Genomic DNA, 18412 nt, shown 5'->3' on the forward strand with positions numbered 1-18412 from the left:
CGTCCCACGCCGTTCACCTGAGACCCTGACCCCGTGACGACCGCACCTTCCGGCTCCCCGCTCAGCAACAGTGCCTTCCTCAGGGCAGCCCGCGGGGAGGCCGTGCCGCACACGCCGGTGTGGTTCATGCGGCAGGCCGGACGCTCCCTCCCCGAGTACCTCAAGGTGCGCGAGGGCGTCGGCATGCTCGAGTCCTGCATGAACGCCGAGCTGATCACCGAGATCACGCTCCAGCCCGTGCGCCGGTACGGCGTCGACGCGGCCATCTTCTTCTCCGACATCGTGCTGCCGCTGAAGGCCGTCGGGGTCGACCTCGACATCAAGCCCGGCGTCGGTCCGGTCGTGGCCCACCCGGTCCGCACCCTCGAGGACGTCGCCGCGATCCCCGACCTCACCCCGGAGCACGTCCCGTTCATCACCGAGGCCGTGCGCACGCTCGTCGGCGAGCTGGCCGGCGTCAACGGGGGCACCCCGCTGATCGGGTTCGCGGGGGCGCCGTTCACCGTGGCGTCGTACCTCGTCGAGGGCGGTCCCTCGAAGGAGTACGCCAACACCAAGGCGATGATGTACGGCGCCCCGGAGGTCTGGGAGGCGCTGATGGCCAAGATCGCCTCGATCTCCGCCGCCTTCCTGCGGGTGCAGGTCGACGCCGGCGCCTCCGCCGTCCAGCTCTTCGACTCGTGGGCCGGCGCGGTCAACCGCGACGACTACGTCCAGTACGTCCAGCCGTGGTCGGCGCAGGTGCTGTCGTCGATCGGCGAGACCGGCGTCCCGCGGATCCACTTCGGCGTCAACTCCGGCGAGCTGCTGGACCTGATGGGCGACGCCGGTGCCGACGTCGTCGGTGTCGACTGGCGGGTCCGCCTCGCCGACGGCATCGGGCGGATCGGGCCCGACCGCGGGGTGCAGGGCAACCTCGACCCGACCCTCGTCTTCGCGCCGACCGAGGTGATGGCCGCCCGGGCCGCCGAGGTCATCGAGGCCGGTCGCGCCGCGCGCGGCCACATCTTCAACCTCGGCCACGGCGTGATCCCGTCCACGAACCCCGACCAGCTCGCGCGGCTCACCGACTTCGTGCACGCCTACCCGCTCGACTGAGCTCCTTCGTCGCGGTCGCCGCGGTCCCCGGGTTGGCGTCATGCGAAGCGGTCGCCGGGGCGCGCGGTTCGCATGACGTCCTGCCCGGCTCGCCGCGGCGGGCGCGTGACGTCATGCGAGTCGGTCGCGCGGGCGCGCGGTTCGTATGACGTCCTGCCTGGCTCGGCCGTGAAGGACCTACTTCTTGGGGTCCTTCTTCGCAGCCGGCTTCTTCGACGCCGCCTTCTTCGCCGCGGCGACCTTCTTCGCCGGCGCGGTCGTCGTGCGGCCCTTCACGCTGACCCGCACGGCGTTGCCCGAGCCCTCGGTGGTGAGGAAGGGCTGCGCCTGGACCAGGTCGAGCAGCTTGGCGAAGCCGTAGGAGCGGGGGTCGAAGGCGGGATAGGTCGTGCGCAGGTAGTTGCCGAACGTGGCCAGCGAGACCCAGCCGTCGTCGTCGGAGGCGTTGTTGACGCCGCGGGTCAGCAGGCTCTGCAGGTTGGGCAGCGCGGGCGCGTCGGCGCTCGCCGCCCCCTCCGGAGCGGCCGGGGCGGCGATGTCCTCCGGGGCCGAGTCGAGCAGCTCGAGGCGGATGAACCGGTCGCACGCCTCCTGCAGGGCCTGCGGCGTGTTGCTGCGCCCGACGGCGTACACGGTCTTGCCGGACTCGCGCAGCCGGGTGGCCAGCCGGGTGAAGTCGCTGTCGCTGGAGACGATCGCGAAGGCGTCGACGTTGCCGGAGTAGAGCAGGTCCATCGCGTCGATGATCAGCGCGGAGTCGGTGGAGTTCTTGCCGACCGTGTAGGCCATCGTCTGCTCGGGGCTGATCGCGTGCTGGTTGAGCTTGGCGGCCCAGCCCTTCAGGGAGTCGCTGCGCCAGTCGCCGTAGGCGCGCTTCACCGTCGGCCTCCCGAACTTCGCGAGCTCGGCCAGCAGGTCGGCGGCGTAGCGGTGCGAGGTGTTGTCGGCGTCGATGAGTACGGCGATGCGGTCGGTCACCGCCCCATCATGGCCGACCGGGTTTCGAGGCTCGGCGCTGGCGCGCCTCGCACCTCAACCTCCGAGGACGTGGTCAGGACGCGGCGCTGGCGTTCGTCGCGGCCGACGCGGCGCGGTACTCCGTCGCCCGGGTGGCGAGCGCGTTCTGCAGCTCGCGGACGGGCAGCGGCTGCTGGAGCGTCTTGCGCTGGCGCAGCTGCAGGGTGACGAAGGTCTGGTTGCCGGCGATCGGGCGGGACTCGATCATCCCGACCCGGTGCAGCGGGCAGCCGATCACGGAGTAGTCGGGCAGCACGGTCACGCCGACGCCCTCGGCGACCAGCGCCTTGCCCATCTCGGCGCCGTCGGTGCTGTGCGCGGCCGGCGGGACCTCGGGGCCGAAGGCGCGGTGTACGTAGCGGTGCATCACGTAGCCGGCGCGCATCATCACGAAGCGCTCCATGCGCAGCTCGTCGATCGTCACCTGCGGACGCGCGGTGAGCGGGTGCCCCGCCGGGAGTACGGCGACCGGCCGGCCGTGCAGGAGGTCGACCCCGTCGAGGCCGATCGGCGGGTCGTCGCCGTCGAGCACGTTGACCAGGCCGAGGTCGAGGGTGCCCTCGGCGAGCTGCTCGTCGATCTGCGCCTGCTGGAGGGTGAGCACCTCGACGGTCGTGCCGGGGTGGCGTTCCTGGAAGGCGCGCACGGCGGGGACGAGGAGGGTCGAGGTGGCGGCGTGCACGGTGCCGACCCGGATCACGCGGGTGTCGGTGCGCTGGTCGCCGGCGGCCGTGCGCAGGCGGTCGACCGCGGCGAGCACCTCGTTCATGTAGGGGAGCAGCTCCCGGCCCTCGCGGCTGATCCGCGCGCCCGAGCGGCGGCGGTCGAGCAGGGTGACCCGCAGCTCGCGCTCGAGCTTGGTGATCGCCTCGCTCAGCGCCGGCTGGGAGAGGTGGAGCTTCTCGCTCGCCCGGCGCAGCGAACCGTGCTGCGTCACCGCCGCGAGGTACTCCAGCTGTTCGATCCGCATGTCCTGCTCCTGATTCCTGGCCCTGAGTGCTCCGGCCGATCACGCGATCGGCGAATCCTGCCGCTGCAGGCCTTGCCGGTCCCACTAAGTCAAGTAAGTCTGTAGACAAACAGTAACACGACTGTTCGTCTCGCCACGACCCGCAAGGAGAGAACGCCCCATGACCGCTGACCTCACCACCGCGACCGGCACCGCTGCCGGCGGGTGGACCGACCGACCGACGACCCCGGAGGGATGGCTCGAGCGGGCCCGCCAGGTGGCCACGACGCTGGCGGCCGACGCTGTCGAGCGGGACCGCGCGCTCGCCGTACCCACGGCCGAGGTGCAGCTCCTCAAGGACTCCGGGCTGGTCACCCTGCTCGGCCCGGTCGAGCACGGCGGTGGCGGCCAGGACTGGACGACCGCGCTGCGTGTCATCCGCGCGGTCAGCGCCGGCGACGGGTCGATCGGCCAACTGCTCGGCTACCACCTGCTGTGGTTCTGGGCGGCGCGCCTGGTCGGCACCCCCGAGCAGATCGCCGCCGTCGAGGAGCAGGCGACCAAGGAGAGGTGGTTCTTCGGCGGCGCGGTCAACCCCCGCGACGCCGACCTGGCCATCACTGTCGAGCACAGTACCGAGGACGGTGACGGCGAGCTCGTCTTCCGCGGTGAGAAGTCCTTCTCGACCGGCGGCCGGATCTCCGACGTCACCGTGCTGGAGGGCGTCCTGGAGGGCACGGACCAGCACGTCTTCGCGATCGTGCCGACCGACCAGCCCGCCATCCGGTTCAAGGGCGACTGGGACACCCTCGGCCAGCGGCTCACCGAGAGCGGCGGGGTCGTCATCGACGGCGTCCGCACGCCGTGGGCCTCGGCTGCCGGCTACGTGCGCACCGACGCCGGCTGGGAGTTCCAGCCGCGGGTCTACAACACCCTCAACGTGCCGCTGATCCAGATCATCTTCGCCAACATCTACCTCGGCATCGCCGAGGGTGCGCTGGCCACGGCCGCGACGTACACGCGGGAGAAGACCCGCCCCTGGCCCTACACGCCGGACCTCAAGGAGACGGCGACCCAGGAGTTCTACATCCTCGAGGCCTACGGCGACCTGCGCTCGAAGCTGTGGGCCGCCGAGGCCCTGGCCGAGCGGGCCGCGACGCTGATCGAGGCGATCAACGCGCACGCCGACACGGTCACCCCGGAGGAGCGCGGCGAGGCGGAGGTCGTCATCGCGGCCGCCAAGCAGGTCGCGATCGACACCGGCCTCGAGATCGGCACCCGCGTGTACGACGTCACGGGAGCCCGCGCGACCGCGAGCTCGGTCGGCCTCGACATCTTCTGGCGCAACATCCGCACGCACAGCCTCCACGACCCGGTCGCGCACAAGCGTGCCGAGGTGGGCCGCTACGCGCTGCTCGGCGAGCTGCCCGAGCCGACCTGGTACACGTGAGGAGGTCGCGATGAGCATCACCGAGACCCGCTCCCTGCTCGAGGAGCTCCGGGCGTCGTACGGACCGGTCTTCGAGGAGATCGGCCTGGGCACCCTGCAGCGCGAGCTCGACGACGTGCTGCCCGACCAGGAGGTGCGCCGCCTCAAGGAGCGCGGCTTCGGGGCGCTGCGCGTCCCGACCCGGTACGGCGGCCGCGGGGCCTCGATACCCGAGCTCACGCAGCTCTGGATCGACCTCGCGGCCGCGGACAGCAACCTGCCGCAGGCCCTGCGCGGCCACGCGGCCCTCGTCGAGGACCGGCTGTGGCAGCACGCGCGGGGCCGCGACCAGCGGGTGTGGTTCGACCGCTTCGTGGATGGCGAGATCGCCGGCAACGCGTGGTCGGAGGTCGGCGCGACCGCGATCGACTCCCAGCAGACCGTGCTCACCGCCCAGCCGGACGGCAGCTTCCGGCTGACGGGGAGCAAGTTCTACACGACCGGCACGATCTACGCGGAGTGGGCCGACGTCTACGCCCGCATCGTTCGTGAGCCGGCCGAGGGGGCCGGCCTCGGGCAGGAGCCGGAGTTCGCGATCGCGATCGTCGACACCCGCGAGCCCGAGGTCACCGTCACCGACGACTGGGACGGCTTCGGCCAGCGCGGCACCGGCAGCGGCACGACCACCTTCGACGGCGCGATCGTCGCGGCCGCGGACGTGCTGCCGTTCGGGGAGCGCTTCCCGTACCAGACCGCGCTCTACCAGCTGAACCTGCTGGCCGTCCTCGCCGGCATCGGCCGGGCCGCGGTCGACGACTTCGTCGAGCACGTCCGCAACCGCGAGCGGAACTACTCCCACGCCAATGCGGCGCGGGTGCGCGACGACCCGCAGGTGCTCGCCCGGATCGGCGAGGCCTCCGCCGCCGTGTACGCCGCCGAGGCGGCCGCGCTGCGGGTCGCGCACGCCGTGCAGGAGGTCGCCGACCTGGCCGCGGTGGCGGCGGACGTGCCCGAGCAGGTGGCGGCCGCGAACGAGCGCGCCGAGATCGAGTCGTCGGCGGCCCAGGTCGTCGTCACCGACCTCGTGCTCCGCCTGACGAGCGACCTGTTCGACACGCTGGGCGCCTCGGGGACCGCCATCGCCAAGGGGCTCGACCGCCACTGGCGCAACGCCCGCACGGTGTCCTCGCACAACCCGCGCATCCTCAAGGCGCGGGTGGTCGGTGGCCACCTCGTCAACGGCACCCCGCCGCCGTACGCCTGGGCCATCGGTCGCACCGCGCGCTGAAAGGTTCTGCCTCTCGCAGGGTCGTCGGTTCCACGGGGCCGGCGACCCTGTTGCGTCTTGCGTCCCGCCATCTGTCCGCTAATGTCTATCGAACTACTCGACTTATCTCCGAGGTGCATCCCATGACCGACAACGTCTTCGACCGCGAGGCCTTCGCGGAGCCCATCAAGTTCGCCTACTGGGTCCCCAACGTCAGTGGGGGACTGGTGGTCAGCAAGATCGAGCAGCGCACGGACTGGAGCTACGACTACAACGTCGAGCTCGCCCGGCTCGCCGAGAACAACGGCTTCGAGTACGCCCTCTCGCAGGTGCGCTACATCGCGTCGTACGGCGCCGCCTACCAGCACGAGTCGACCAGCTTCAGCCTCGCGCTGCTGCTCGCGACCGAGCGCCTCAAGGTGATCGCCGCCGTCCACCCGGGCCTGTGGCAGCCGGGCGTGCTGGCCAAGTTCATCGCCACCGCCGACCAGATCTCCGGCGGCCGCGCGGCCATCAACGTGGTCAGCGGCTGGTTCAAGGACGAGTTCACCAAGCTCGGTGAGCCGTGGCTCGAGCACGGCGAGCGCTACCGCCGCTCGGAGGAGTTCATCCGCTACGTGCGCGAGATCTGGACCTCCGAGCACGCCGAGCTCAACGGCGACTTCTACCGCCTGCACGACTTCGACCTGAAGCCCAAGCCGTTCGAGGTCCCGGGCCGCGCCCACCCGGAGATCTTCCAGGGCGGCAACTCCACCGACGCCCGCGGCATGGCCGGCCGGGTCTCGGACTGGTACTTCGCCAACGGCAACACCCCCGAGGGCATCTCGGAGCAGATCCAGGACGTCACCGACGTCGCGACCGTCCACGGCCGCAAGGTGAAGTTCGGCGTCAACGGCTTCTTCATCGGCCGCGACACCGAGGCCGAGGCCCGCGACGTGCTGCGCGAGATCGTCGACAAGGCCGACCGGGAGGCCGTCGAGGGCTTCGGCTCGGCCGTGAAGCAGGCCGGCCAGAGCACCGGTGACAAGAAGGGCATGTGGCAGGACTCTGAGTTCGCCGACCTCGTGCAGTACAACGACGGCTTCCGCACCGGCCTGATCGGCACGCCCGAGCAGATCGCGACCCGGATCATCGAGTACAAGAAGCGCGGCGTGAACCTCTTCCTGCTCGGCTTCCTGCACTACCTCGAGGACGTCGCCTACTTCGGGCGCGAGGTGCTCCCGATCGTCCGCGAGCTCGAGGCCGCGGAGCTGGAGCGGGTCTGATGTCAGCGGCACCCTCGGTGGTCGAGGAGGTCGTGCAGCGACCGTCACGAGACCCGGCGACCCACACCGCCGCCTCGGCGATCGCGACGGCCACCGACCTGGCCGCCGCCTTCGCCGAGGACTCGGCCCGGCGCGACCGGGAGCGGATCCTCCCGGTCGCCGAGGTCGAGGCGCTCTCGGCGGCCGGCCTGCTGGCGATCACCGTCCCCGTCGAGTACGGCGGCCCGGGGCTCGGCGCCGAGGTGCTGGCCGAGGTCGTGCGGATCCTCGCCACCGGCGACCCCAACGTGGCCCAGGTCCCGCACAGCCACTTCGTCTACGTCAACGCGCTCGTCGAGCAGGGCAGTGAGCAGCAGAAGCGCTTCCTGCTCGGCGAGGTCGTCGCCGGCAAGCGGTTCGGCAACGCGCAGTCGGAGATCCGCAGCCGCCACGTGCGCGAGCACGCGACGACCCTGCGGCCCGACCCCGACCGCCCCGGCGACTGGGTGCTCGACGGCGAGAAGGGCTACGCGACCGGTGCCTACCTCGCGCACTGGATCCCCGTGCTGGCGCACCTCGGCGAGGGCGGACCCCTCGCCGTGGCGTGGGTCGAGCGCCACGCCGGAGGCGTCACGGTGATCGACGACTGGGACGGGCTCGGGCAGCGCACGACCGCCAGCGGCACCGTCCGGCTCGAGGGAGTCCGGGTCGCGGCGGACCGCGTGACGTCGTACCACCTGACGTTCGAGCGCCCGCAGGTGTACGGCGCCTTCGCGCAGCTGCTCCACGCCGCGATCGACGCCGGCATCGCCCGCGCGGCGGTGCGGGAGGCGGCCGCGTTCGTGACCACCAGCAGCCGGCCCTACCCGGACGCCCTGGCCCTCTACGACACCGACGGTGCCGCCGACGACCCGTTGGTCGTGCAGGCGTTCGGGGAGGTCGAGCTGCAGGTGCGGGCCGCCGAGGCGCTGGTCGCCGAGGCGGGTCGCGCGGTCGACCGGGCCCGTGCGGACCTCACCGCGGAGACCGCCGCCGAGGCCAGCCTTGCGGTCGCCGCGGCCCGTGCGTCCACGACGGCCGCCTCGCTCGAGGCGTCCAGCCGGCTCTTCGAGGTGGCGGGCACCCGCTCGGCGCTGCGCGGCCTCGGCCTGGACCGGCACTGGCGCAACGCCCGCACGCACACCCTGCACGACCCCGCCGCCTGGAAGGTGCACCACCTCGGTCGCCACGCGATCGACGGCACGCCACCGCCCAACCACGGCCAGATCTGAGCGGTGGTCGAGGACGTCGCGCAGCGACTGTCACGAGACCTCTGCACCCGAAAGGCAACCGAGACAATGTCCCTGAAGTTCCACTGGTTCCTGCCCACCAACGGCGGCGACGGCCGCCACGTCGTCGGCGGCGGCCACGGCGTCAACCCCGGCCAGGCCGGCCGTCCGGCGGACGTCGCCTACCTGACCCAGGTCGCGCGCGCCGCCGAGGACAACGGCTTCGAGGCCGCGCTGACGCCGACCGGCGCGTGGTGCGAGGACGCGTGGCTGACCACCGCGATGCTGAGCCAGACGAGCGAGCGGCTGAAGTTCCTCGTCGCGTTCCGGCCCGGTGTCGTGGCGCCGTACCTCGCGGCCCAGATGGCGGGCACCTTCCAGAACCTCTCGGGCGGTCGCCTGCTGCTCAACGTCGTCACCGGCGGCGAGAGCCACGAGCAGCGGATGTTCGGCGACTTCCTCGACAAGGACGAGCGCTACGAGCGGTGCGGGGAGTTCCTGGAGATCGTGCGCCGGCTGTGGACCGGCGAGACCGTCGACTTCACCGGCAAGCACCTCTCGGTCGAGGCCGCGAAGCTGGGCCAGATCCCCAGCCCCGTGCCGGACATCTACTTCGGCGGGTCCTCGCCGGCGGCCGGCAAGGTCGCCGCCGAGCACGCCGACGTCTACCTCACCTGGGGCGAGCCGCCGCAGGCCGTCGCCGAGAAGATCGCGTGGATCCGCGAGCTCGCCGCGGCCGAGGGGCGTGGCCCGGACAACCGGCCGATCCGGTTCGGCATCCGGATGCACGTGATCACCCGCGACACCTCCGAGGAGGCGTGGGCCGAGGCCGACCGGCTGCTCAAGGGCATCGACCCGGCCACGATCAAGCAGGTGCAGGAGGGGCTGCGGCGCAGCGAGTCCGAGGGCCAGCGCCGGATGCTCGACCTGCACAGCGGGCGCACCGACGAGCTCGAGATCTACCCCAACGTCTGGGCCGGCGTCGGCCTGGTCCGCGGCGGCGCCGGCACCGCGCTGGTCGGCAGCCACGAGGAGGTCGCCGACCGGATCGCGGAGTACGCCGAGCTCGGCCTAGACGAGTTCGTGCTGTCGGCCTACCCGCACCTCGAGGGTGCCTACTGGTTCGGAGAGGGCGTGCTGCCGATCCTCGCCGAACGCGGCCTGTGGAAGTACGACGGCCCGCAGCGCCACCACGGCGCCTCGGTCCCGTTCGCGTCGGTCGGGCGGTGACGGGCGTGAGCACGCGCACCGCCGTCGTCGTCGGCAACCCCAAGCCCGCCAGCCGCACGCTGTCCGCCGCGCTGCACCTGCACCGCGAGCTGGTCGGCCGCGAGCCGGACCTCGTCGTCGACGTCGCCACGCTCGGCGCCGGCCTGGTCGACTGGACCGACGCCGCCATCGACGGGCTGGTCTCCGAGGTGGGTCGCGCGGACCTGGTGGTCTTCGCGTGCCCGACCTACAAGGCGACGTACACGGGGCTGCTGAAGCTCTTCCTCGACCGCTTCGCGGCCGGTCAGCTCTCGGGCGTGGCCGTGCCGCTGATGCTCGGTGGGGGACCGGCGCACGCGCTGGCCCCGGAGCACGGTCTCGTGCCGCTGCTCAGCCACCTCGGAGGCGTGGTGCCGGGCAGTGCGCTCTACGTGCTCGACAAGGAGCACGACGACCCGGCGGCGTACGCGGACTGGCTGGCCCGGAGCAGGCCCGTCGTGGAGAAGCTGCTGCGCCCGTCCTGACCCTCCGTCCCTCATCCACCTCGTCTCGGGAGGCACGATGACCAACCCACCTGCACCGCAGGGACCCACTCCGCGTCGCGTCGCGCTCGCGGCCGCGGTCGGCGCCACGATCGAGTGGTACGACTTCTTCCTCTACGGCACCGCCGCCGGGCTCGTCTTCGACAAGCTCTACTTCAACGGCCTCAGCGGCAGCGCCGCGACCTTCGCGGCGTTCGGCACCTTCGCCGTCGGCTTCCTCGCCCGTCCGATCGGCGGCCTGGTGTTCGGCCACTTCGGCGACCGCGTCGGACGCAAGGCGATGCTGATCTGGACGCTCGTGATCATGGGGGCCGGCACCGCCCTGATCGGCCTCCTCCCGTCGTACGACGACATCGGGGTCCTCGCGCCGATCCTGCTCGTCGTGCTGAGGGTGCTCCAGGGCATCGGCGTCGGCGGCGAGTACGGCGGCGCGGTGCTCCTCGCCGTCGAGTTCGCTCCCGCCGAGCGGCGCGGCTTCTTCGGCAGCTTCGCCCACATCGGCGTCCCCGGCGGGCTCTTCCTCGCCTCCGGTGCCTTCGCGATCGCGAGCCGCCTGCCGGACGAGCAGTTCCTCGCGTGGGGCTGGCGCGCCTGCTTCCTGCTGAGCATCGTGCTGCTCGCGATCGGCGCCTGGATCCGGCTCTCGGTCATGGAGACGCCGGCCTTCCGGGAGGTGCAGCAGCGCAAGGAGGTCAGCTCCGTGCCGGTGCGCGAGCTGTTCCGGCGTCAGCCGCGCACGCTGCTGCTCGGCATGGGCACCCGGTTCATCGAGGGCTTCACGTTCAACCTCTACTCGGTCTTCCTGCTCGCCTACGCCGTCAACACGGTCGGTGTCGCGCGGTCGACCGTGCTGAACGCGATCATGGCCGGGGCCGTGCTCGGCGTCGTGATGACACTGGTGGCGGGAGCCCTCAGCGACCGCCTCGGCCGGCGGCCCGTCTACCGGGTCGGTGCGCTCGCGGGCCTCGTGATCGCCTTCCCCGTCGCGGCCGCCGTGCACTCCGGCGGCACGGTCGCCGTCAGCGCCGCGTTCGTCGGTGGGCTCGGCCTGGTCTACGGCACGGTCTACGGGCCGCTCGCCGCCTTCTGGAGCGAGCTGTTCGACACCCGCTACCGCTACTCGGCGCTCAGCGCGCTCTACCAGCTCTCCGGCGTCGTCGCGTCCGGGCTCACCCCGCTCATCGCCGCCTGGCTGGTGGAGCTGGGCGACGACTCGCTGTGGCTCGTGGCGTCGTACAACGTGGCCGTGGCGGTGCTCAGCCTCGGCTGCATGGCGCTCCTGCCGGAGACCCGCGGCCGCGACCTCACGGCGCTGCCGGAGCAGGCGGAGCGGCCGGTCGGCGGCCGGCACGCCGCCGCAGCGCCAGCCACGCCGGGAGACCCAGCACTGCGACGAGGATGAGCCAGGGGAGCAGGAAGCCGAGGACGGTCAGGGCGACGACGAGTCCGTCGACGAAGCTGTCCCAGCCGTCCTTCAGCCCACTGGCGAAGCCGTTGTCGTCGTCCTTCTTCTCCGGCTCGTCCTCCTCGGGCTGCTCGACCGTGACGGTGATCGTGGAGAGGGCGGTCTGGTCGGCGAGGTACTTCTGCCGCGCGACCAGCGAGTCCAGGTCCGCCTGCCGGTTCGCGAGCTGACGCTCGATCGAGATCACCTGCTGCAGGTTGGTGGCCTGGTCGAGCAGCGCCTCGACCCGCGAGACGCTCGCCCGCTGGGCGCGGATCCGGGCGTCGACGTCGATCACCTCGGTGCTCACGTCCTCGCCCGCGGTGTTCGAGCTGAGCAGCGTCGCCACTTCCTCGAGGTCGCGGGTCGCGTCCTCGAAGCTCGCGCTCGGCACCCGGACGACGAGACGGGCCGTGCTCATCTCGCCCTCGTCCCCGGTCGTCGTCTCCTGCTCGGTGACGGTGCCGCGGTACTTGTCCACGACCTTGCGCACGTCGAAGCGGGCCTTCTCGACGTTGTCGGCCTCCAGCGACACCGTGCCCGTCCGGATCACCGACGTGCCGGGCGCGACGCGGGCGGCGTCCTTCGACGGGTCGACCTCCTTGGCGGCGGTTCCGCCGGCGCTGTCGGACACGCCGTCGACCGTCGAATCGAGAGCGGACTCCGCGGCCACCGACTCGTCCGCGAGGGCGTCGCGCTCGTTCGCCCCGCTGAAGTCGGCGGGTTCGTCGGCGGCGACCGCGGCGTCGGCCGTGCCGGCGGAGTCGCCACCGTCGGACCCGGAGCCGGAGCATCCGGACAGCAGGGTGAGGGCGGCGACGGCAGTGGCCGCCGCGAGCGAGGCGGTGAGGCGGGTGCGGGTCGGGTTCATGGTGGTGCGACGTCGTACGCCGCCGGGTGGTTCCCTGCCTGCCGTCGGTTCCCTGCCTGCCGTCGGTTCCCTGCCTGCCGTCGGTTCCCCCGGGGCCTCTGGGAGACTGCAGCCGTGCGCAGTGCGATCGTCGTCGGGGCCGGGGTGGCCGGACTGGTCGCCGCGCGCGACCTGGCCGAGGCCGGTGCTTCCGTGCTCGTGCTCGAGGGCTCCGACCGCGCCGGTGGCAAGCTCCGCGGGGGGTCCGTCGCCGGGGTGAGCGTCGACGTGGGCGCCGAGGCGATGCTGCACCGCCGTCCCGAGGGCATCGCCCTCGCGGCCGACCTCGGCCTGCCGCTCGTCCACCCCACCACGGCCACCTCGCGGGTCTGGACGCGCGACGCGCTCCGCCCGCTGCCGCGCACCGTGATGGGCGCGCCGCTCGACCTCGACCAGCTCGAGGAGTCGGGGATCCTGTCGCCGGAGGGGATGGCGCGGGCGCGCCACCAGTACGTCTCGACCGTGCCCGAGGGGAGCGACGAGTCCGTCGGATTCGTCGTGGGCAACCGGTTCGGGGAGGAGGTCGTCGACCGGCTCGTCGAGCCGCTGCTCGGGGGTGTGTACGCCGGCCAGGCCCGCCACATCTCCGTGCGCTCCGCCGTACCGCAGCTCGTCGACCTGATCGCGCGCCCGGACTTCGCGCTGCCCGTTCCGGCGGGGGAGGCCCCGCCCGTCTTCGCCGCCGTGGACGGCGGCATGTGGCGGCTGCCCGCTGCGCTCGAGGCCGACCTCGCCGACCGACCCGGCGTCGAGATCCGGTACGACGCCCCGGCGAGTGCCGTTCGTCGTACGGGATCGGGGTTCGGGGTGACCACCCCGGCGGGCGAGGAGATCGCGGACCTGCTCGTCCTGGCGACGCCGGCCGCGCCGACCGCCCGCCTCGTGGCGGAGCTCGCCCCGGCCGCGGCCGACGACCTGGTGCGGATCGGCTACGCCTCGGTCGCGCTCGCCACCCTCGCCTACCGCGCCGACGACCCCGCGGTCGTCGAGGCGCTCGAGATCGGCGCCTCCGGCTTCCTCGTGCCGCCGGTCGACGGCCGCCGGGTGAAGGCCTCGACGTTCTCGTTCGCCAAGTGGGACTGGGTCCGCGCCGCCGGCGACGGCCTGCTGGTGCTGCGCACCTCCCTCGGCCGGTTCGGCGAGGAGGCGACCCTCCAGGTCCCCGACGAGGAGCTGGTCCGCGCCTCGCTCGCGGACCTCGCCGACGCGACCGGCCTCCGTGCCGAGCCGGTCGACGCGGTCGTCCAGCGCTGGGGCGGGGGACTCCCGCAGTACTGGGTGGGCCACGCCGACCGTGTCGCCCGCATCCGCGCCGCCGTCGCGACGGTCCCCGGCCTCGCCGTCTGCGGGGCGTCGTACGACGGCGTCGGGATCCCGGCCACCATCGCCTCCGCCCACACCGCGGCCGCCTCCCTCCTCACCTGACCCCCGCGAGGTGTGAGAGTTTCTCCGCCGAAGTGCGCCTGTTTCTCCGCCGAGGTGTGCGAGAAGTCGTCACACCTCGATGGAGAAAGTCACGCACTTCGCAGGAGAAAACCTCACACTTCGCGTGTCCCGCGAGGTGTGCCCCGTTGTCCCTGTCGGGCGGGACACGGGGCCCGGCACCTTCGGGTCATGACAACGCAGACCCACCTCCCCCCGACCGCCCTCGACCAGACGGGACAGACCGGCCAGACCGGGTCCCCGGAGGGCACCACCACCTACCCGCCGACCCGGTGGGCGCTCGCCGGCCTCCTGGCCGGCGTCGCCGGGATCGGCACCATGGTCACGTCGTCGATGGTGAACGCCGTCTACGACCCCGACCTCCAGGGCAACGCGGAGAAGATCTCCGAGCGCCTCAGCGACCTCGTGCCGCAGATGCTGGCCTTCCACACGTTCACGATGGTCAGCGCGGTGCTGATGATCGTGTTCGCGGCCGGCCTCTACCGGCGGCTGAAGGCGACGGCCGCCCGCGACAGCGTGCTGCCGCTGGTGGCCTTCAGCGGCGTGCTGGTCACGTCGGTCATGCTGATCGTCGGGTCCGGCCTCGACACCGAGTTCATCTTCGCGGCCGGCGACACGGACACCGTCGTCCCGGAGAGCGCGACCTTCTACAACCACTGGATCGGCACCGTGCCGTGGTGCTGGGGCCTGCTCGGGCTCTCCGGCATCTGCCTGTTCGGGCTCGCCCGCGCCGGTGGCCTGCCGAAGTGGCTCGGCCTCGTCGGGCTCATCGGCGGCGGCCTGACCCTCCTGCTCGGCATCTCGCCGCTGCAGTACATGGCCGGCATGACCGGTCCGATCGGTCTCGTCGTGATCGCCCTCGGCTTCCTCGCCGGTGACAAGGCCTTCCGCGGCCGCGCGTGAACGACCACACCACCCCGGCCGGTCCGGTCCCCATTCCGCCACGGAGGGGACCGGGCCGGCTGCACAATGTGCCGGTGCAGAGCGACCCCCGGCCCCGCGGTGCCCAGCTCGCCGCCGTGCTGGCGGTTCCCGTGCTCTGCGTGGCGCTCCTCCCTGCGGGAGCCTGGCTCGACATGACGGCTCCGGGTACCGGTCCCGGCGCCGAGATCTCCGAGGGCGCCGGCTGGCCCTGGATCGTGAACGGCGCCGTGCTCGGGATCCTCGCGGGCATCGTGCTGCTGCGCGACCGGGGGCAGCGGTTCGGCTGGGTGCTCGCCGCGTCCGGCCTCTTCTGGTCCCTCGACGGATTCGCCCAGAGCTATGTCCACGCCGGTCTCACCGAGCACGACCCGTGGCCCGCGATGACCTTCGCGCTGTGGTTCCTCAACCGCTTCGGCGCCTACCTCACCTCGGTCACGGCAGCCCTGCTCCTCGTGTTCCCGACCGGTCGCTTCCTCCCCGGGCGCTGGACCCCGGCGTCGTGGGTGGCGGTCGGCGGCCTCTTCCTGAGCGGCTTCGCGGTGATCGTGGCGCCGGCCGAGGGCGACCAGTGGCTCGACCAGGTCCCCGCGGGCGTCGACCAGGACCCGACCTCGATCAGCGCCTTCGCCGGCCACGGCCAGCAGCTGGTCTCGGCGGGGGTCGCCATCGGCGTCGTCGCCTTCTTCTTCTCCCTGCTGACCGTGGTCGTCCGCTACCGCCGGTCGGAGGGCCTCGAACGCGACCGCATGCGCTGGCTGCTGTGGTCGGTCTTCGTGATCGTGGCCGTCGTGCTCGTCAGCCTGGTGTTCCCGCTCCCCGGTGACGGGTACGCCGGTGCGTTCAGCGCCACCGTGCTGCCGCCGGCCGCGATGACCATCGCGATCGTCCGGCCGACCCTCGTCTCGATCCAGGACCTCCTCGCCCGCACGGCCGTCCTCGCCGCGCTGCTCGCCGTACTGGTGGTCGCGGACGCCGCCGTGCTGGGTCTGCTGACGCTCCTGCTCGACGACGAGCTGAGCCAGGCCCAGGTCGTCGGCGTGGTGCTCGCCGTGGCCGTGTTGCTCTACGGCCCCGCGCGCCAACGCCTCTCCGCGCTGGTACGACGCCTCATGCTCGGCGAGCGCACCAACCGGTACGACGTCGTGGCCGGCCTCGCCTCGACCCTGGAGACCACCGACGACAGCACCGAGCAGCTGGCCGCCGTCGCGCAGGCGGTCGCGAGCGCGTTCGCGATCCCGTACGTCAGCGTGGAGGTCGAGCGCACCCACGGCGAGCGCCTGGTGACGACCGTCGGCGAACGGCCCGACCAGGTCCGCACCCTGCCGATCACCTACCGCGACGCCACGATCGGCAGCCTCGTCCTGCCCGCGCGCGGCCTGCGCAGCCGGCTCAGCCAGCGCGACCAGCAGCTGCTCGGCGACCTCGTCCGCCAGGCCGCGACGGCTGCCCGGTCCAGCCAGCTCGCCGACGAGGTGCAGCGCAGTCGGGAGCGCCTCGTCACCGCCCGCGAGGAGGAGCGACGCCGGATCCGCCGCGACCTGCACGACGGCTTCGGTCCGGCGCTGAGCGGCATCGTCTTCCAGCTCGAGGCCGCCCGGATGACCGTCGACAGGGACCCGCAGCGCGCGCGGGAGCAGCTGGAGGCGGTCAGCGCGCACGTGCAGGACGTCGTGGCCGACGTACGACGCCTGGTGCACGACCTGCGCCCGCCCGCCCTCGACGACCGGGGGCTCGTCGGGGCGCTGCGCCAGCAGGCCGAGACCCTGGCGCTGCCGCTCGCCGTCACCACCGGGGGCGACCTGGCGGGCCGGCTCCCGGCGGCCGTCGAGGTGGCGGCGTACCGGATCGTGGGGGAGGCGCTCACCAATGTCGCCCGGCACGCGGAGGCGACCGACGTCCGGCTGAGCATCGACGTCGCCGACGACGACCTGCTCGTCGAGGTGGCCGACGACGGTGTCGGCATCGCCCCCGGGCGCACCGCCGGCGTGGGCCTCTCCAGCCTGCGCGAGCGGGCCGCCGAGCTCGGCGGCACCACCACGATCACCAGCCCACCGGGCGGCGGCACCGTCGTCTCGGCCCGACTTCCGCTGAGGACCCCCGCATGACTCCCGCCATCCGCGTCGTCGTCGTCGACGACCACCAGATCGTCCGCGACGGCCTCGTCGCCCTGCTCGGCGCCCTCGACGGCATCGAGGTCGTCGGCACGGCCGCCGACGGACGTGAGGCGGTCCACGTCGTCGACGAGACCGCGCCCGACCTGGTGGTCATGGACATCCAGATGCCGCAGCTCGACGGCATCGAGGCGACCCGCTTCCTCACCGGCCGCAACCCGGCGCTGCGGGTGGTCATGCTGACGATGAACGAGGACGACGACACGATCCTCGCCGCGATCCGGGCGGGCGCCTGCGGCTACCTCCTCAAGGGCGCGGGCGCGGAGGAGGTGCAGGCCGCGATCCGCTCGGCGGCCGCGGGCGGGATGGTGTTCGGCGCGAGCCTCGCCGCGCGGGTGGCGGCCTTCTTCGCCGGCGCGGTCGCCACGCCGTCGACCGACCGGGAGGAGGAGGCGTTCCCGGACCTGACCGACCGCGAGCGCGACATCCTGCACCGGATCGCCGCCGGCCGGACCAACGACGAGATCGCGGGCGAGCTCTACGTCTCCAACAAGACCGTCCGCAACGCCGTCTCGGCCATCTACGCCAAGCTCCACGCCACCGGTCGCGCGGACGCGATCGTCAAGGCACGGGAGGCGGGGTACGGACTCGCCTGACCGCTCGGCACAATGGAGTCATGTCGGACCCCCAGGCGCACATCAAGACCAACGCGGCGAAGATCAACGAGCTCAACGACACGATCCGCTTCACCATGTGGTCGGTCTTCAAGCTGGAGCAGCCGCTGGGCGCCGACGAGGTCGTCCGCAAGGCCGAGCTGGCCGAGCTCGAGGCGCTCGCCGCCGAGCTGGCCGCCGAGGACGTCGTCATCCGCGGTGTGTACGACGTCGCCGGGCTCCGCGCCGACGCCGACCTGATGCTCTGGTGGCACGCCGAGAGCAGCGACCAGCTGCAGGACGCCTACCACCGCCTCCGTCGTACCGCCTTCGGCAGTCGGCTCGCGCCCGTCTGGTCGCAGATGGCGTTGCACCGGCCCGCGGAGTTCAACCGCAGCCACCTCCCGGCGTTCCTGGCCGACGAGCGGGCGCACGCCTATGTCGCGGTCTACCCCTTCATCCGCTCCTACGAGTGGTACCTCCTCGACGACGCCGAGCGCCGCCGCCTGCTCGCCGAGCACGGCCAGATGGCCCGCGACTACCCCGACGTCCGTGCCAACACGGTGCCGAGCTTCGCGCTCGGCGACTACGAGTGGATGCTGGCGTTCGAGGCCGACGACCTGACCCGGATCGTCGACCTGATGCGCCACCTGCGGGGCTCGGAGACCCGGCGCCACGTGCGCGAGGAGGTGCCCTTCTACACCGGGCGGCGGGTGTCCTTCGCGGACCTGGTGACGCGCCTGCCGTGATCCTCCCGCCACGCCGCGGGATCGAAGTTTGCAAACTCTATTGAGTTAATGCACTATGGAGCCATGACCGGTTCCTCCCTCGCCTCGCGCGCCACCTGGCGCTCGGGCGGGCTGTGTTGTCCGTGCTGTTGATCCACCTCGACTGATCCAGCACC

General features: G+C 72.4%; 16 protein-coding genes. 13 read left to right on the forward strand and 3 right to left on the reverse strand.

Features of this window, described 5'->3' with window-relative positions:
* Window positions 1–33: 33 nt before the first annotated feature.
* A complete protein-coding gene (gene hemE, locus BJ993_RS15640) occupies window positions 34–1098 on the forward strand; it encodes a uroporphyrinogen decarboxylase (RefSeq protein ID WP_179649807.1) in 1065 nt (354 codons plus the stop codon).
* A 177-nt stretch (window positions 1099–1275) separates the two neighbouring features.
* Here the strand turns inward: hemE and BJ993_RS26620 are convergent, their stop codons facing one another.
* A complete protein-coding gene (locus tag BJ993_RS26620) occupies window positions 1276–2076 on the reverse strand; it encodes an NYN domain-containing protein (protein WP_179649809.1) in 801 nt (266 codons plus the stop codon).
* A 73-nt stretch (window positions 2077–2149) separates the two neighbouring features.
* Window positions 2150–3085, reverse strand: a complete 936-nt coding sequence (locus tag BJ993_RS15650) for a LysR family transcriptional regulator (RefSeq protein ID WP_179649811.1) — start codon at window positions 3083–3085, stop codon at window positions 2150–2152.
* A 160-nt stretch (window positions 3086–3245) separates the two neighbouring features.
* Between BJ993_RS15650 and BJ993_RS15655 the strand changes: the two genes are divergently transcribed.
* The 7 genes from BJ993_RS15655 (at window position 3246) to BJ993_RS15685 (ending at window position 11425) form a co-directional block, all read left to right on the forward strand.
* Window positions 3246–4514 carry an acyl-CoA dehydrogenase family protein gene (locus BJ993_RS15655; RefSeq protein ID WP_179649813.1) on the forward strand — a complete coding sequence of 423 codons (1269 nt, stop codon included), beginning with the start codon at window positions 3246–3248 and terminating at the stop codon, window positions 4512–4514.
* 10 nt (window positions 4515–4524) lie between these two features.
* On the forward strand, window positions 4525–5781 hold the full coding sequence (locus tag BJ993_RS15660; protein ID WP_179649815.1) for an acyl-CoA dehydrogenase family protein: 1257 nt from the start codon (window positions 4525–4527) through the stop codon (window positions 5779–5781).
* 122 nt (window positions 5782–5903) lie between these two features.
* On the forward strand, window positions 5904–7025 hold the full coding sequence (gene sfnG, locus BJ993_RS15665; RefSeq protein ID WP_179649817.1) for a dimethylsulfone monooxygenase SfnG: 1122 nt from the start codon (window positions 5904–5906) through the stop codon (window positions 7023–7025).
* Window positions 7025–8275 carry an SfnB family sulfur acquisition oxidoreductase gene (locus tag BJ993_RS15670; RefSeq protein WP_179649819.1) on the forward strand — a complete coding sequence of 417 codons (1251 nt, stop codon included), beginning with the start codon at window positions 7025–7027 and terminating at the stop codon, window positions 8273–8275. The genes sfnG and BJ993_RS15670 overlap by 1 nt, the downstream gene beginning before the upstream one ends.
* A gap of 66 nt (window positions 8276–8341) precedes the next feature.
* Entirely contained in the window at window positions 8342–9502 is a 1161-nt protein-coding gene (locus tag BJ993_RS15675; protein ID WP_036547699.1) for an LLM class flavin-dependent oxidoreductase, read from the forward strand.
* 5 nt (window positions 9503–9507) lie between these two features.
* Window positions 9508–10005, forward strand: coding sequence for an NADPH-dependent FMN reductase (locus BJ993_RS15680; RefSeq protein WP_179649821.1), 498 nt, complete (start codon window positions 9508–9510; stop codon window positions 10003–10005).
* Between the two features lie 37 nt (window positions 10006–10042).
* Window positions 10043–11425: an MFS transporter gene (locus tag BJ993_RS15685; RefSeq protein ID WP_179649823.1), complete on the forward strand. Its 1383-nt coding sequence runs from the start codon at window positions 10043–10045 to the stop codon at window positions 11423–11425.
* Here the strand turns inward: BJ993_RS15685 and BJ993_RS26005 are convergent.
* A complete protein-coding gene (locus BJ993_RS26005; protein ID WP_179649825.1) occupies window positions 11328–12338 on the reverse strand; it encodes a DUF4349 domain-containing protein in 1011 nt (336 codons plus the stop codon). The two genes, BJ993_RS15685 and BJ993_RS26005, sit on opposite strands and share 98 nt — an antisense overlap.
* A gap of 114 nt (window positions 12339–12452) precedes the next feature.
* Here BJ993_RS26005 and BJ993_RS15695 point away from each other — a divergent pair, with 114 nt between their 5' ends.
* The 5 genes from BJ993_RS15695 (at window position 12453) to hemQ (ending at window position 18257) form a co-directional block, all read left to right on the forward strand.
* Window positions 12453–13802: a protoporphyrinogen/coproporphyrinogen oxidase gene (locus tag BJ993_RS15695; RefSeq protein ID WP_179649826.1), complete on the forward strand. Its 1350-nt coding sequence runs from the start codon at window positions 12453–12455 to the stop codon at window positions 13800–13802.
* Between the two features lie 189 nt (window positions 13803–13991).
* Window positions 13992–14723, forward strand: a complete 732-nt coding sequence (locus tag BJ993_RS15700) for a hypothetical protein (protein ID WP_179649827.1) — start codon at window positions 13992–13994, stop codon at window positions 14721–14723.
* 74 nt (window positions 14724–14797) lie between these two features.
* Entirely contained in the window at window positions 14798–16849 is a 2052-nt protein-coding gene (locus tag BJ993_RS26625; RefSeq protein WP_179649828.1) for a sensor histidine kinase, read from the forward strand.
* The gene (locus tag BJ993_RS15710; RefSeq protein ID WP_179649829.1) at window positions 16846–17511 is read left to right on the forward strand and encodes a response regulator transcription factor; all 666 of its coding nucleotides are present in this window, start codon (window positions 16846–16848) and stop codon (window positions 17509–17511) included. The genes BJ993_RS26625 and BJ993_RS15710 overlap by 4 nt, the downstream gene beginning before the upstream one ends.
* Before the next feature lie 20 nt (window positions 17512–17531).
* Window positions 17532–18257: a hydrogen peroxide-dependent heme synthase gene (hemQ, locus tag BJ993_RS15715; RefSeq protein WP_036547713.1), complete on the forward strand. Its 726-nt coding sequence runs from the start codon at window positions 17532–17534 to the stop codon at window positions 18255–18257.
* The last annotated feature ends 155 nt before the right edge of the window (window positions 18258–18412 follow it).

Origin of the sequence: Nocardioides aromaticivorans (genome assembly GCF_013408525.1) — a bacterium.
Lineage (GTDB): Bacteria > Actinomycetota > Actinomycetes > Propionibacteriales > Nocardioidaceae > Nocardioides > Nocardioides aromaticivorans.

Coding starts and splice junctions, on each gene's coding strand:
- BJ993_RS15650 (WP_179649811.1), bottom strand. CDS start 3,085: ATGCGGATCGAACAGCTGGAGTACCTCGCGGCGGTGACGCAGCACGGT.
- BJ993_RS15655 (WP_179649813.1), top strand. CDS start 3,246: ATGACCGCTGACCTCACCACCGCGACCGGCACCGCTGCCGGCGGGTGG.
- BJ993_RS15660 (WP_179649815.1), top strand. CDS start 4,525: ATGAGCATCACCGAGACCCGCTCCCTGCTCGAGGAGCTCCGGGCGTCG.
- sfnG (WP_179649817.1), top strand. CDS start 5,904: ATGACCGACAACGTCTTCGACCGCGAGGCCTTCGCGGAGCCCATCAAG.
- BJ993_RS15670 (WP_179649819.1), top strand. CDS start 7,025: ATGTCAGCGGCACCCTCGGTGGTCGAGGAGGTCGTGCAGCGACCGTCA.
- BJ993_RS15675 (WP_036547699.1), top strand. CDS start 8,342: ATGTCCCTGAAGTTCCACTGGTTCCTGCCCACCAACGGCGGCGACGGC.
- BJ993_RS15685 (WP_179649823.1), top strand. CDS start 10,043: ATGACCAACCCACCTGCACCGCAGGGACCCACTCCGCGTCGCGTCGCG.
- BJ993_RS26005 (WP_179649825.1), bottom strand. CDS start 12,338: ATGAACCCGACCCGCACCCGCCTCACCGCCTCGCTCGCGGCGGCCACT.
- BJ993_RS15700 (WP_179649827.1), top strand. CDS start 13,992: ATGACAACGCAGACCCACCTCCCCCCGACCGCCCTCGACCAGACGGGA.
- BJ993_RS15710 (WP_179649829.1), top strand. CDS start 16,846: ATGACTCCCGCCATCCGCGTCGTCGTCGTCGACGACCACCAGATCGTC.
- hemQ (WP_036547713.1), top strand. CDS start 17,532: ATGTCGGACCCCCAGGCGCACATCAAGACCAACGCGGCGAAGATCAAC.